This is a genomic window from Paenibacillus sp. fava2, assembly GCF_058313675.1.
In genome coordinates this window covers 5,541,445-5,556,325 of record NZ_CM177755.1, presented here as the reverse complement: position 1 = coordinate 5,556,325, position 14,881 = coordinate 5,541,445, and the positions used below count along the sequence as shown (strand labels likewise).

Below are 14,881 nucleotides of genomic sequence, written 5' to 3'. Positions count from 1 at the left end.
GAGAATGAGGCTACTTGTCAGAACAGACTGCAAGCATTCGTATATCTTTGCAAAATGCGGGAGAAGCGCAATCCCTGTTCGGCCCGCAGGATGGATTTCTGAAAATCATTGAAAGTGAAATTCCGGCAGTGATTGACTCGCGTGAAGCAGAAATTACAATACGCGGGGCGGAGCGCGAGGTGGACATGCTGGAGCAGCTGTTCAATGTGCTGCTGTCCCTGATCCGCAGCGGTTACATTCTCAGCGAGCGCGATGTCCAGTATGCAGTGGAGCTGGCCAAGGAGTTCCGTTCTGATCAGCTGCTGGACCTGTTCAAGGGCGAAATTACGACTACGTTCCGCGGTAAGCCAATCCGCGTCAAAACCATCGGCCAGAAGCATTATGTGACCACGATCAAGAAACGCGACATCGTCTTCGGTATCGGGCCTGCAGGAACGGGAAAAACCTACCTCGCTGTTGTGCTCGCCGTTGCTGCCCTCAAGGAGGGTTCCGTGAAGCGGATCGTGCTTACCCGGCCTGCTGTCGAAGCAGGTGAAAGCCTGGGCTTTCTGCCGGGCGATCTGCAGGAGAAGGTTGATCCGTATCTGCGCCCGCTCTACGATGCCCTGTACGACGTTATGGGGCCGGATCAGGTAGCTAAGGCGCTGGAGCGGGGACTGATTGAGATTGCACCGCTTGCCTATATGCGCGGGCGTACGCTGGATGATTCTTTTATTATCCTGGATGAAGCCCAGAATACGACCCCGGAACAGATGAAGATGTTTCTGACCCGGCTTGGCTTCGGCTCCAAGATGGTCATCACCGGTGATGTTACCCAGATTGACCTGCCGCGCGGCAAAAAATCGGGATTGATCGAAGCTAAGGCGATTTTATCCGGTATTGAGGAAATCGGTTTTGTATATTTTGCAGAACAGGATGTAGTAAGACATTCACTGGTGCAGAAAATTATCGTAGCCTATGACCGCTCTGCCGAAAACCTCGACTAACAAAGGGGACTGTCCTCATGGCTTCAAAGCAACCATCGAAACTAAGCGGATTCGTATACAGCAATACCGGATGGAAGTATAGCGCGGCGACGCGCTATGCTCTTTTCCTGTTCCTGGGGCTGGTCTTCTACTTCAGCCTCTCATCCGACCTGCTGCCGAAACGCTATGATATTAAAGTGAATACGACCAGCGCCAAGGAGATTACGGCGCCGAAGCAGATTCTTGATAACAAGGCGAAGCTGAAGGCCCAGGAAGCTGCGGCGGAGGCTGTACAGAACAAATATGCAATTATACCGATCAGGGCGGACAGTCTCATTACCCTGCTGCTGGACCGGATTGACAGTCTGAATCAGGATGATCTGATCTCGCAAAGCGACAAAATCGGCATTTATAAGGATGTTATCCCGCAGCGGGCCAATGATTTTGTACAGAGTTTTATCAATTCCAGCCGCAGTGCCGGTACATATTCAGATACGCTTCTGGAGGAGATCCAGTCCGGCATTGCTGAACAGGCCTACACCATTCCGGAAGAGACCTATATCAAAATTCCGCGGCTCACCTCCCAGGATATTATCGAAATGAAGCAGGTTGCCCGGGAAATTGTCATCAAGCTGATGAATGACCAGATTGTTGACGCCCAGACCGCCCGCGCGAAGGTGGCGGAGCAGGTCAGCGTCAGCTCCCTCAGCCAGCGGACAGCCCGTGAGGTGACTCAGGAGCTGGTCCGGCTGGTCATTATGCCTAATAAATTTTTTGACGAGGAAGCTACCAAGGAAGCGAAGGTTGAAGCACGCGAGAATACGCCGGATGTGTTCATTGAGCAGGGCGATGTGCTTGTTGCCAAGGGTGATGTCATCACGCCTGAGCTGTACACGCTCCTGGATGAGAACGGGCTGCTCAGCAACGAGGTTAACTACTGGCCGCAATTCGGCCTGCTGCTGCTGTCGGTAATGCTCTCGGCAGGGCTGATGGTGTTCATCCGTTATTCCGGAGGCACAGGCGGATCAGGGTTCAAGTACAATAATTCGCAGCTTCTGATGCTGGTGCTCGTCTTTGTTATCACTATTATCACGATGAAGCTGGCTGCCTTCCTGCAGACCGATGTCCGTTATTATGTCGGATTCCTGGCTCCGGTCGCGATCGGGGCGATGCTGATTGCCATGCTGCTGGATATGACTCTGGCGTACTTTTGCTCGATCCTGTTCAGTGTGCTCGCCAGCATTATTCTGAACGTGCAGCAGAACACGGTATTTGATTTTACCTTCGGTTTCTTTGCGCTGGTGGTATCGTATGTAGCGATTTTTGCCACCCACCGCGCCGGCCAGCGTTCCACGCTCCTCAAGGGCGGGATTATGGTCTCCTTATTCGGTACAGTGACCGTCTTTATGCTGAAGCTGCTTGGAGGCGGAGTCTGGAATGATACGCAGACCTTATATTCAGTCGGGTTTGCTTTTGCCGGCGGTCTGCTGACAGCGGTGCTTGTCATCGGGCTGATGCCGTTCTTCGAAGCTACCTTCGGTATCCTGTCCGCGCTGAAGCTGGTTGAGCTGTCCAACCCGAATCATCCGCTGCTGCGCAAGCTGCTCACGGAAACACCGGGGACCTATCATCACAGCGTAATGGTCGGCAATCTGTCAGAAGCGGCGGCGGAGGCGATTGGTGCGGACGGGCTGCTCTGCCGGGTAGGCTCCTACTATCACGACATCGGCAAGACGAAGCGGCCATTTTATTTCATTGAGAACCAGAACAATATGGAGAATCCGCATGATTCGATTGAGCCGGCGCTCAGCAAGTCTATCATTGTAGCGCACGCCCGGGACGGGGTGGAGATGCAGAAGGAGTACAAGCTGCCCAAGCCGATCCGCGACATTGCCGAGCAGCATCACGGCACGACGTTCCTGCATTATTTTTATCATAAGGCGCTGAAAATAGCGGAAGAAAAGGGTGTTACGCCTGATTTCACAGAAGAGGATTTCCGTTATCCGGGGCCCAAAGCGCAGTCCAAGGAAGCGGCCGTGGTCGGGATCGCAGACAGTGTGGAAGCAGCGGTCCGCTCACTCCGCAAGCCAACCGTAGTACAGGTAGAGACGATGATTGAAAAAATTATTAAAAGCAGGCTGGATGACCACCAGTTTGATGAATGTGACCTGACGATCAAGGAGCTGGACATCATTGCCCGGACGCTCAAAGAGACGGTCATGGGGATTTTTCACTCGCGGATCGAATATCCTGAAGAAGTGAAGAAACCGAAGAAAGAGGAAGGAGCGGCAACAACATGAGTCTAGCCATCAATTGGAATAACGAGCAGGAAGAATACGAAATTACGGACGCGCTGATCACGCTCCTGGACAGCATCCTGCAAAAAGCGGGTGCCGCTGAAGGGATTGACAAGGGTGAGGTAGACCTTACCTTTGTTGATAACGACCGCATTCACGAGCTGAACCGCGAATACCGGGGTATCGACCGTCCGACGGATGTGCTGTCCTTTGCCATGAATGAGGCCGGGGAGGATGAGCCGGAGATTATATATGCGTCTGAAGAGGCTGAAGAATACGGGGAGGTTCCAAACACGCTGGGGGATATCATTATCTCTGTTACACGTGCTAAGGAGCAGGCTGAAGAATACGGCCATTCCCTGGAGCGGGAGCTTGGCTTCCTGTTTGTACACGGCTTCCTGCATTTGCTGGGCTACGACCATCAGGATGCGGAATCAGAGGCTGAGATGATGTCCAAGCAGGAGCAGGTATTAGCACAGGTTGGGCTGACCCGCTAATGGTCAAGAATACGGCGGTGGGCCACAAAAAATTCTGGCATTCATTCCGGTTTGCTGCGCAGGGCATTGCCGCTGCGTTCAAATCCGAGCTGAATATGAAGGTGCACAGCGTACTGGCTGTGGCGGTGCTGGCCGCCGCGGCGTTTTTCAGGCTGCCGCCTTCAAGCTGGATGCTGCTGCTGCTGGCAATAACGCTTGTACTGAGTACAGAACTGCTGAACACAGCGATTGAAGCGACGATTGATCTGGTGTCGCCGGATATTCATCCCCTGGCCAAGACTGCCAAAGATACCGCCGCAGGAGCTGTGCTGCTTACGGCGGTTTTTGCCGTTATTGTGGGAATCTACGTTTTTTATCATCCGGTGATGGACTGGATTGCCGGGTTTATGTCATAATCAGTTTACAAATTCAGCGGAACGGGAAGGCGGACCGGCGTTTGAGCCCTCCGCCATCTTCTATTAAGCGGCTTTGCAGCATTCATGCAGGATTGCCGGAATCTAATGGTGTGTAAACTGGCAATTATGATTGCTCACGAAGTGAATGCTGTGCAGCAAGCTTGCTGAAGTGAAAAAAAGTAGAATCTGCTGAACATAGTCAATGCTAACGCAACGGGTTTTGCAAGTAGTCAACTCATGGAGTACGTGCGGAGCGTTTGCGAAGATTGTTTTGTACGAATACACCCAGGCAGTATATGCTGAACTAACTTGGGTACATGCTTATGAAGTGAGTTTGCCAAAGTAAAGCCATGATGAAGATGCTAAACAAACTAAGTGAATGCTTACGAAGATCGTTTTGTGCGAAGTCACTCAGGTAGCATATGCTGACAAAACTTTTAGGAGGACCACTATGGAATCTGCTCAACTTCTTCAGGAAGCGATCAAGGCCAGAGCCAATGCCTATATACCGTATTCCCGTTTCGGCGTCGGTGCAGCGCTGCTGGATCAGGACGGTCATGTCCACTACGGCTGCAATATCGAAAATGCTGCTTACGGCCCGACGAACTGCGGTGAACGTACCGCCTTGTTCCGCGCTATTGCCGACGGCCATAAACCGGGAACCTTCAAGGCGATTGCCGTTGTTGCTGACACAGACGGGCCTGTATCTCCTTGCGGCGTCTGCCGGCAGGTAATGGTTGAGCTGTGCGGACCTGAAATGAAGGTAATCCTCGGCAACCTGAAAGGTGATATCGTAGAGACCACCGTAGGCGATTTACTGCCCGGCGCGTTTACGACTGCGGATCTGGAGCAGGGGCAGGCGCCGGAGTAGATTGTCTTGCTTAGGAGCAGCTGTTATAACGCTGGGTCTTTGATTTTTGGTGTTGGGGGCTTTCTATTGTATTATGTGCAATAGAACGGCCGATTTTTCATTAAAGTGGCAATCTATTGTATTTTATACAACAGATTGTGGAGAAATGCTTGATTTTTGCCTGTTGTGAGCAGATCTATTGCACAAAATACAACAGATCTTGAAATTGGTTTGTTATTTGTGGATTCTGTTGTATAAAATACAACAGAATGTTAATTTAGCCCTCACAATATTCCAGATGAGCTAACGGGATGGCTGTAGCGAGAAAAGCTTTGAAGTGGTTTTCCGTCTGTTAACCATCCCTGCGCGCGCTCTGTGCTGAAATCCGCCAATAAGCCATTTCGAGCGCTGCTGTCCAGCGTGTTCCCGCAGGGAACGAAAGCGTTCCTAGCACTAATGTCTGCTCTAAGATAGTCACTCGTAAGCCATCCCGAGCGCCGCCGTCCAGCGTGCTCCCGCAGGGAACGAAAGCGCTCATTGGATCAAATACCTGCTCGAAGCACCGGCAACCACTCACACGCCCATTTCCGGGTGTCCAGAGGGCCGGGGCCCTTGGGGTCCCCCTTGGCTAAGGGGGATTTAGGGGGATCGAAAAAAGGTTTTAAGCTTTTAATTTTTGTTTTAACACGAAAGGGAAGATCATATGAAATTCAAATCAGGGTTTGTCGCCATTATCGGCAGACCGAATGTTGGCAAATCGACGCTCATGAACCAGGTGATCGGCCAGAAAATCGCCATCATGTCGGACAAGCCGCAGACCACAAGAAACAAAATCCATGGGGTGTATACGGCAAACAACTCGCAGATCGTATTCCTGGACACGCCGGGTATCCATAAAAGACAGTCCAAGCTGGGCGATTACATGAACATGACAGCGTTAAGCACACTGCATGAAGTGGAAGCCGTGCTGTTCCTGGTAGATGCTTCGGAAGGGATGGGCGGCGGCGACCGGTTCATCGCGGAGCAGCTGAAAGAGGTCAAGACACCGGTCATTCTGGTAATGAACAAGATCGACAAAATCGAGCCGGAAGCGCTGCTTCCGCTGATTACGGAATACAACAAGCTGCACACGTTTGCCGAGATCATTCCGATTTCCGCCAAGCTGGGCAGCAACGTCAATACGCTGCTGGAGCAGATTTCCAAATACCTGCCGGAAGGGCCGCAGTATTATCCGGAGGATCAGGTAACGGACCATCCGGAGCAATTCGTCTGCGCCGAGCTGATCCGCGAGAAGATTTTGCATATGACCCGCGAAGAAGTGCCGCATTCCATTGCCGTAGGGATCGAGGATATGCGTGTTGAGTCCAACGGTGTGGTGCATATTAGCGCAGTTATTTTTGTTGAGCGCGATTCCCAGAAGGGGATTATTATCGGCAAGCAGGGGGCCATGCTGAAGGAAGTCGGCAGACGGGCCCGCACCGATATCGAGAACCTGCTGGGATCGAAGATTTTCCTGGAGCTATGGGTAAAAGTGAAAAAAGACTGGCGCAACCAGGACCGCGTTCTGCGCGATCTGGGCTTCCACAAGGACGTTTAAAGCCTGGCTCCGCTGCTTTCTGGCAGGAATTGCAAGGATAAACCTCCGCTCAGCGCACATCCTATTTCTGAAGAGACATCGTGTTTCCGAAGAAAGGATGAATACGAATGCGAGACTTTTCGTGGAAGTATTTTGCAATGACTGGAGATGTCGATGCATATCTGCTGTACAGGCAAGCCGGAGATCCGCTGGAATCAGGCGGACCGCTGTCTGCGGAGGAAGAGCAGGTTCTTGATGAAGAAGCTGAGTAAAGACTGGTTGCTTGCCGGATGGTTGGGGGAAGAGGCATGCTACACAGGGTGGAAGGGATCGTCATCCGCAGTATGGATTACGGCGAAGGGAACGCCATCATTACGATTTGCACCGAGAACGCCGGTAAAGTAGGTGTCCTCGTCCGCGGCGCGAAAAAGGTCAAGAGCCGTCATGCTGCGCTGATCCAGCTGTTTACAACCGGGGAATTTGTATTTTTCCGCAACAACGGGGGACTGGGAACGCTGAACGCGGGTGAGATCATACAGTCGCGTCACGCGTTACGGACAGACTTGATTAAAGCGGCATATGCTTCATACGCCTGCGAGCTGCTTGACCGTGTATTGCATGATGAGGAGACCGGCAGCTTCTGGTTCCGCCAGCTGTCGGCATGTCTCAGTGCACTGGAGGAAGACAAGGAACCCGGCATCATTATTAATGTGTTTGAGATGAAAATACTACAGGCTGCAGGGTACGGGCCGGAACTGGACCAGTGTATCGCCTGCGGACTGGAGAAGCCCGCTGAAGAGCTGCGGATCAGCCCGCGGCTCGGCGGTGTGTTATGCCGAAGCTGCAGGCACAACGATCCCCCGGCGATGGAAATCTCTCCGCGTGCCCTGAAGCTGATGCGGCTGTTTGCGGCCCTGGATCTGACACGCCTCGGCAATGTTGATGTCAAGGAAGCTACCCGCAGCGAGCTCAAAAAGATTATGCGCGCCTTCATGGATGCCCAGCTCGGGCTGAAATTGAAGTCACAGGGCTTCCTCGACCAGCTGGATAAATACAATATTTGACGAATCCCGAAATTTCCGTTACTATGGGAACAGTTTCTTTTTAATTTTACAGCCGTGTATTACTCTGAAGCCTCAGAGACGTGCAGTGATCGGGAAAGTAATGAACAAGATGCCGCTTAAGCGAGTCGGGGAGAGTGGAAGCCTGGCAGCGCATGGTTCATGAACAGGGCACCCGGGAGTGCGGAAACGGCAGAATGAAAAGTGGATTTCGTCAATTCGTGTTGCAGCGGTGCAATAAGCAGAAGCCGGCAATACAGGGCGTAATCAAGTAGGGTGGAACCGCGGGAGTATATGTCAAGCTCTCGTCCCTATGTCTGGATATCAGGCATGGGGGCGGGAGCTTTTTTGCATTGCAGGCGCTTGTAACGGCTGCAGCATAGAAGAACGCCGCCTCCATCGCGGCACAGTAAGATGCTTCACGGCAGCGATGCCAATACACTTGTAAAGCGAAGGAGTCGGTAGTATGAACTTTCAGCAGATGATTTTGACGCTGCAGCAGTTCTGGGCAGAGCAGAACTGTATTCTCGTCAACCCGTACGATACGGAAAAAGGGGCCGGAACGATGAACCCGATGACGTTCTTGCGTTCACTGGGACCCGAGCCGTGGAAGGTAGCTTATGTGGAGCCTTCCCGCCGCCCGTCAGACGGCCGTTATGGAGAGAACCCGAACCGTCTGTACCAGCATCACCAGTTCCAGGTTATCATCAAGCCGTCGCCGGACAACATTCAAGAGCTGTATCTGGACAGTCTGAAGGCGCTGGGCGTGGACCCGCTGCTGCATGACATCCGCTTTGTAGAAGATAACTGGGAGAATCCGTCGCTGGGCTGTGCGGGCCTCGGCTGGGAAGTATGGCTGGACGGGATGGAAATCACGCAGTTTACTTATTTCCAGCAGGTCGGCGGAATTGAGACCAGTCCGGTAGCAGTAGAAATTACTTACGGTATGGAGCGGCTGGCTTCCTACATTCAGGAGAAAGAAAATGTGTTCGATCTGGAGTGGGTGGACGGCGTGACTTACGGTGACGTTTTCCATCAGCCTGAGGTTGAGCATTCCACGTATACCTTTGAAGTATCCGATGTGCAGATGCTGTTCACCCTGTTTAACACCTACGAGCAGGAAGCACGCAGAGCGATGGAGAGCCATCTGGTATTCCCGGCCTACGATTATGTGCTGAAATGCTCGCATACCTTCAACCTTTTGGATGCGCGCGGTGCGATCAGTGTGACGGAACGGACCGGCTTTATTACAAGAGTACGTAATCTGGCCCGTACCGTGGCTGCGACCTATATGGAGGAACGCGAGAAGCTGGGCTTCCCGCTGCTGAAGAAAGAAGGTGCTGAGCATGTCTAAAGATATTTTGTTCGAGATCGGACTTGAGGAAATTCCGGCCCGCTTTATCCGGGCGGCGATGGAGCAGCTTCAGGACAGAACAGCCAAATGGCTGGAGGCTTCACGCATTGAGCACAGCGGAGTAACAGCTTATGCTACCCCGCGCAGACTGGCTGTACTGGTAAAAGAGGCTGCCGAGCGGCAGTCCGATGTAAGTGAAGAAGTAAAGGGTCCATCCCGCAAAATCGCGCTGGATGCTAACGGTGACTGGAGCAAGGCAGCGCTTGGTTTTGCCCGCAGCCAGGGTGTTGATCCCGGGCAGTTCACATTCAAGGAGCTGGCAGGTGTTGAATACATCTATGTGACCAAAAACAGCGACGGCGTTGAGACTTCCTCCCTGCTTGCTGAAGGTCTGACTGGAATCGTGAATGCGATGACCTTCCCTAAAAATATGCGCTGGGGCGCTTATGATTTCAAATTCGTCCGCCCGATCCGCTGGCTGGTGGCTTTGTTCGGCCAGGAAATTGTTAATCTCGAAATCACCGGTGTCAAAGCAGGTAATGTGAGCCGCGGCCACCGTTTCCTGGGTACGGATGCTGTTATTGCCCAGCCGGCAGATTATGTTGAAGCGCTGCGGGCACAGCATGTGCTGGTCGATGTACAGGAACGCGAGGAACTGATCCTGAACCAGATCAACAAGCTGGCTGCAGACAAAGAATGGACGATCGCGATTAAGGAAGATTTGCTGGAAGAGGTCCTGTTCCTGGTGGAGACGCCGACTGTGCTGTTCGGTACCTTTGATCCTTCCTTCCTGGATATTCCGCAGGATGTGCTGATCACTTCGATGCGTGAGCATCAGCGTTACTTCCCTGTTCTGGACAGCGCAGGCAAGCTGCTGCCGTTCTTCGTAACCGTGCGTAACGGTAATGCAGAATCGCTTGATGTGATTGCCAAAGGGAACGAGAAGGTTCTTCGCGCCCGCCTGTCGGATGCCAAGTTCTTTTACGAGGAAGACCAGAAGCTGCAGATCAGCGATGCCCTTGCCAAGCTGGAAACCATTGTTTATCAGGTGGAACTGGGCAGCGTAGGCGACAAAGTGCGCAGAATCCGGGCGATTGCCGATTCTTTGGCATCCAAGCTTGGACTGTCTGCAGCTGCAGCAGCTGAAGTAAGCCGTACTGCCGATATCTGCAAATTCGATCTGGTGACCCAGATGGTCGGTGAGTTCCCTGAGCTGCAGGGCACAATGGGTGAAGATTACGCCCGCAAAGCCGGAGAAGCCGAGAATGTGGCAAAAGGGATCTTTGAGCATTACCAGCCGCGTTTTGCCGGAGATAGCGTGCCTTCGACCGAAGCGGGTCTGGTTGTCAGCCTTGCCGATAAAATTGATACGATCGTCGGAAGCTTTTCCATCGGAATCATCCCGACCGGTTCTCAGGACCCTTACGCGCTGCGCCGTCAGGCGGCAGGCATTGTGCAGATGCTCCTGGAGCATAAGCTGTCTATCACCTTGCAGGAAATTTTCGCAGCGGCCGTGGAAGTGCATGAAAATTTACGTAAAGAGAAACATTTTGCCCCTGAACTGCGTAATAACCTGTACGAGTTCTTCGGTCTGCGTGTAAAACGCCTGCTGGCTGATGACAATATTCGCTATGATGTTGTAGAAGCAGCAACCGCTGCCGGTTTTGACGACATCGTTGATGTTGTCGGCAGAAGCCGGGCACTTACCGAAGCTGTAAGTACTCAGGATGATTTTAAAGTTACCGTAGATTCCTTAACCCGCGTCAGCAATCTGGCTGCCAAAGCCGCAGAGGGTACTGTTATCGAGCCTTCCCTGCTGAAGGAAGAAGCCGAAATCAAGCTGTATGAGACATGGCAGAGTATTCATGCGCCATATCAGGAGGCTATTGCTGCCCGCAATGCTGCTGAAGCGCTGCGCATTCTGTCCGGCTTGAAGGATGCCGTTACCGGGTTCTTCGATTCCGTAATGGTTATGGCCGAGGACGAGCAGATCCGCACGAACCGTCTTGCGCTTTTGGCAGGGGTGGATGCAGACTCCAGAGTCTTTGCCGATTTTGGCAAGCTGGTGTGGTAATTACCCTGCCGGATACAGGAGCGGCTTGGCGCAAGTAGAGCTTGGCTATAGGAAGCACTCACCGGTTTTTGGGCAGCAGCCCTGAAAAAGTTGTGATTTTGTGTGAACTATGGTATAGATCGATGCTTTGGGGTATAAATATACGGAACGGTGCCAATGCGTAAGTTGACATCCGTTCCGTATTTATGCTTTATCGAAAGAAGGATTTCGGTTTGCGTAAAGCGTATATATATTACACAGGAATCTGGTGATGGCGATGGAAATGCCCCGCGGAAGGAAAATTGTTGTCGACGGGGATGCTTGTCCGGTGAAAAAAGAGATTACGGCTTGTGCGCGTGCCTTTGAAGTTCCTGTGCTGATGGTTTCTTCTTACGATCATGTGCTTCAGGCGGATGAAGGGGTTACAGTGGTTCAGGTTGACCGCGGAGCAGACAGTGCCGATCTTTACATCGCCAATCATATTGCTGCCGGGGATATCGTTATTACCCAGGACTACGGCCTGGCTGCACTGGCGCTTGGCAAACGCTGCAGAGTACTGTCGAACCGCGGGCAGGAGTATGAGGATTCCAAGATGGATTTTATGCTGGAAGGCAGGCATGCCAGAGCGGTGGAACGCCGGCGCGGGCACTATTCCAAAGGGCCTAAGGCGATTACCGCCGAAGAAAAAAATCTTTTTCAACATAAACTGACAAAACTTTTAACCCTTTTGCAGGAGAATGTGCAGCAATAGCGAATTATATTTATTTGTTAAGAGATGAAGGTGGCTAAAAGTGGCAAGCGGACACGGTAATATTCCGGAAGAAGTTATCGAAAGCGTGCTGGCGCGGCATGATATTGTCGAAACAGTCGGCAAGGTTGTCCATCTGACCAAGCAGGGTAAATATCTATGGGGCCTCTGCCCGTTCCACTCGGAGAAATCCCCTTCCTTCACAGTAACCCCCGACCGGGGAGTGTTTCATTGCTTTGGCTGCGGTATGGGCGGAAATGCCATCAAATTCAGGATGGAAATCGAAGGACTATCCTTCCCCGAAGCAGTCAGAATAATGGCTGAAGAAAGTGATATTGCAATTCCCGAGGGCAAGGGCGGACCGTTATCTCCCCCTGATCCTGAGCGGGACCGGCTGCTTTCAGCCTATGAATTGTCGGCGAAGTTTTATCATTTTCTGCTGAAGAACACGGAATACGGCACGGCCGCGATGAACTATTTAAGATCCCGGAACTTCAGCGACAAAATGATTGACCAGTTCCAGATCGGTTTTGCCCCGGACCGCTGGGATACACTGCTGCAATTTCTGGAGAAGCGCGGGTTTGATCTTGCTGAAATGGAAAAAGGCGGGCTGCTGTCTGCCAGAGGAGAAGGGAAGGGCTATATTGACCGTTTCCGCGGGCGCATCATCTTTCCGATAGCGAACCGGACGGGCAAGGTGGTTGCTTTTGCCGGAAGAATCCTCGGAGACGGACAGCCGAAATACCTGAATTCTGCGGAGAGCAGAATATTTAACAAAAGCCGGATTCTGTACAATCTGCACCAGTCCAAAGCATCTATCCGCAAAATGCGGCAAATTGTCCTGTTTGAAGGATACGGCGATGTCATTTCGGCCTGGGAAGCAGGGGTGCATAACGGTGTTGCCACTATGGGCACGTCGCTGACGGAAAGCCATGTGGCGCTAATGAAAAGTCTGGCGGATGAGATTGTTCTCTCCTATGACGGTGACAAGGCTGGACAAGCTGCAGCGCTGAAAGCAATCCCGATGCTGGAGGAAAGCGGGCTGCGGGTTAAAGTGGCCGTACTGCCGGGCGGAATGGACCCAGATGAATTTATCTCCCGTCACGGTGCAGAGAGCTTCATGGAGCGGATCATTGATTCTGCGGTCTCAGCCATAAAATTTAAGCTTATATATCTGAAAAAAAACCATATACTCCTAGAGGAAGACGGCAAAATTGCCTATGTCAAGGAGGCGCTGCAGATTATCGCCACCCTGCATTCCTCGACCGAGCGGGAAGTATATTTGCGGGAAATATCCTCCGAACTGGAGCTGTCCTATGACAGCCTGAAGCAGGACTGTAATTTACTCCGGGCGTCTATGCAAAAAAACATGCCCGAAGGGGATAATAACGATAAAAGGTGGAATAATGGTAGGCATAAAAAAGGGCAGGTGCAGACACCCACTTTACTGCCAGCTTATCATGCTGCGGAACGGAGACTGCTGTCTCTAATGATACAGGACCCGGAAGCAGCCGCTTATGTGGGCGAACGCCTCGGAGAAGAGTTCAACATCGATGATCATGCGGCAATTGCTGCTTATCTATATGCCTATTACGCGCAAGGCAAACCACCCGGCATCAGCCGGTTTCTATCATCGCTTCAGGATGACCGTCTGGAGAAAACCGCTACGGCGATATCCATGATGGACACCCCTCCGGACTGGAACACCCAGGTTCTGGATGACTGCATCCGTGAAGTGAGGAAATACCCTACACAGCGCAAGATGGAGCAAAAGCGTGAAGAGATGATTCAAGCGGAGAAATCCGGCGACTTTTTGCGTGCGGCACAAATAGCAAGTGAGATTATAACCCTAGAGAGACAATGAGGAACTGACAGGATGTACCTAGGGAGGAGGGAGTCGAATTATGGCGAACGATCAGCATACTGAACTGGAAGCAGAATTTACTCTGGATCAGGTTAAGGACCAGCTTATTGAACAAGGTAAAAAAAGATCATCACTGAACTACAAAGATATCATGGAGAAACTGTCGCCGTTTGATCAGGACCCCGAGCAGATGGAGGAGTTCTACGAGCAGCTCAGTGATCACGGGATTGAAGTGGTTAATGATAACGAGGATGAAGGCTCTCCGCTCCGGCAAGGGGATGACAGTGACGGCAACGACAATGATGACTTCAGCTTTGACGATGATTTGTCGCTTCCGCCGGGAATCAAGATCAACGACCCTGTCCGGATGTATCTGAAGGAAATCGGCCGCGTGCCCCTGCTGTCGGCTGATGATGAAGTCGAGCTGGCTATGCGGATCAAGAACGGTGACGAAGAAGCCAAACGCCGCCTGGCTGAAGCCAACCTGCGTCTCGTTGTAAGTATCGCCAAACGTTATGTCGGACGCGGCATGCTGTTCCTGGATCTGATCCAGGAGGGTAACATGGGTCTGATCAAAGCGGTCGAGAAGTTCGACCACAACAAAGGTTTCAAATTCAGTACCTATGCTACGTGGTGGATCCGTCAGGCGATCACCCGTGCGATTGCCGACCAGGCTCGTACCATCCGTATTCCGGTGCACATGGTGGAAACGATCAACAAGCTGATCCGTGTATCCCGCCAGCTGCTGCAGGAACTGGGACGCGAGCCGTCGCCGGAGGAAATTGCCGCTGAGATGGAGCTGACTGTCGAGAAGGTCAGAGAAATCATGAAGATTGCCCAGGAGCCGGTATCGCTGGAAACGCCTATCGGGGAAGAGGATGACTCGCATCTGGGAGATTTCATTGAGGATCAGGAGGCTCTGGCCCCTGCGGATGCAGCTGCCTATGAGCTGCTGAAGGAACAGCTGGAGGATGTGCTGGACACGCTCACTGAGCGTGAAGAGAACGTACTCAGACTCCGTTTCGGTCTGGATGACGGACGGACAAGAACCCTTGAGGAAGTTGGCAAGGTATTCGGCGTGACCCGTGAGCGGATTCGTCAGATTGAAGCCAAGGCGCTGCGCAAGCTGCGTCATCCGAGCCGCAGCAAACGGCTCAAGGATTTCCTCGAATAGTTGTACTATACCGGACCTTCTGCTGCACGGCGGCAGGGGGTCCTTTG

General features: G+C 52.3%; 14 protein-coding genes. 13 read left to right on the top strand and 1 reads right to left on the bottom strand.

From position 1 onward, the window contains the following. Window positions 1–14 precede the first annotated feature (14 nt). From AC4G46_RS24500 to AC4G46_RS24480, 5 genes are all read left to right on the top strand, one after another. Window positions 15–986, top strand: a complete 972-nt coding sequence (locus AC4G46_RS24500) for a PhoH family protein (RefSeq protein WP_277471147.1) — start codon at window positions 15–17, stop codon at window positions 984–986. Window positions 987–1,003: 17 nt separating this feature from the next. Then, on the top strand, window positions 1,004–3,265 hold the full coding sequence (locus AC4G46_RS24495) for an HD family phosphohydrolase (protein ID WP_491125005.1): 2,262 nt from the start codon (window positions 1,004–1,006) through the stop codon (window positions 3,263–3,265). Beyond that, window positions 3,262–3,759, top strand: coding sequence for an rRNA maturation RNase YbeY (gene ybeY, locus AC4G46_RS24490; protein ID WP_491125004.1), 498 nt, complete (start codon window positions 3,262–3,264; stop codon window positions 3,757–3,759). The genes AC4G46_RS24495 and ybeY overlap by 4 nt, the downstream gene beginning before the upstream one ends. Then, entirely contained in the window at window positions 3,759–4,154 is a 396-nt protein-coding gene (locus AC4G46_RS24485) for a diacylglycerol kinase family protein (protein ID WP_491125003.1), read from the top strand. Before ybeY ends, AC4G46_RS24485 begins: the two co-directional genes overlap by 1 nt. Before the next feature lie 379 nt (window positions 4,155–4,533). After that, window positions 4,534–5,025: a cytidine deaminase gene (locus tag AC4G46_RS24480; RefSeq protein ID WP_491125002.1), complete on the top strand. Its 492-nt coding sequence runs from the start codon at window positions 4,534–4,536 to the stop codon at window positions 5,023–5,025. Between the two features lie 331 nt (window positions 5,026–5,356). Here AC4G46_RS24480 and AC4G46_RS24475 read toward each other — a convergent pair whose 3' ends face one another. Next, window positions 5,357–5,482, bottom strand: coding sequence for a hypothetical protein (locus AC4G46_RS24475; RefSeq protein ID WP_491125001.1), 126 nt, complete (start codon window positions 5,480–5,482; stop codon window positions 5,357–5,359). Between the two features lie 225 nt (window positions 5,483–5,707). On the opposite strand from AC4G46_RS24475, the gene era reads away from it, so the two are divergent. The 8 genes from era to rpoD all read left to right on the top strand — a co-directional run bounded on the left by era (window position 5,708) and on the right by rpoD (window position 14,834). Continuing rightward, a complete protein-coding gene (gene era / locus AC4G46_RS24470) occupies window positions 5,708–6,601 on the top strand; it encodes a GTPase Era (RefSeq protein ID WP_491125000.1) in 894 nt (297 codons plus the stop codon). A gap of 107 nt (window positions 6,602–6,708) precedes the next feature. Further along, complete coding sequence (locus AC4G46_RS24465) at window positions 6,709–6,852, top strand: YqzL family protein (RefSeq protein WP_491124999.1); 144 nt, start codon at window positions 6,709–6,711, stop codon at window positions 6,850–6,852. Between the two features lie 36 nt (window positions 6,853–6,888). After that, window positions 6,889–7,644, top strand: coding sequence for a DNA repair protein RecO (gene recO, locus AC4G46_RS24460; RefSeq protein ID WP_491124998.1), 756 nt, complete (start codon window positions 6,889–6,891; stop codon window positions 7,642–7,644). A gap of 463 nt (window positions 7,645–8,107) precedes the next feature. Continuing rightward, window positions 8,108–8,995 carry a glycine--tRNA ligase subunit alpha gene (gene glyQ / locus AC4G46_RS24455; RefSeq protein WP_491124997.1) on the top strand — a complete coding sequence of 296 codons (888 nt, stop codon included), beginning with the start codon at window positions 8,108–8,110 and terminating at the stop codon, window positions 8,993–8,995. Beyond that, window positions 8,988–11,069 (top strand): glycine--tRNA ligase subunit beta, encoded by a 2,082-nt coding sequence (gene glyS, locus AC4G46_RS24450; protein WP_491124996.1) that lies wholly within the window; start codon window positions 8,988–8,990, stop codon window positions 11,067–11,069. The genes glyQ and glyS overlap by 8 nt, the downstream gene beginning before the upstream one ends. A gap of 262 nt (window positions 11,070–11,331) precedes the next feature. Further along, entirely contained in the window at window positions 11,332–11,799 is a 468-nt protein-coding gene (locus AC4G46_RS24445) for a YaiI/YqxD family protein (protein ID WP_491124995.1), read from the top strand. A gap of 40 nt (window positions 11,800–11,839) precedes the next feature. Then, complete coding sequence (gene dnaG, locus AC4G46_RS24440; protein ID WP_491124994.1) at window positions 11,840–13,660, top strand: DNA primase; 1,821 nt, start codon at window positions 11,840–11,842, stop codon at window positions 13,658–13,660. 40 nt (window positions 13,661–13,700) lie between these two features. After that, window positions 13,701–14,834, top strand: coding sequence for an RNA polymerase sigma factor RpoD (gene rpoD, locus AC4G46_RS24435; RefSeq protein ID WP_068729286.1), 1,134 nt, complete (start codon window positions 13,701–13,703; stop codon window positions 14,832–14,834). Window positions 14,835–14,881 lie beyond the last annotated feature (47 nt).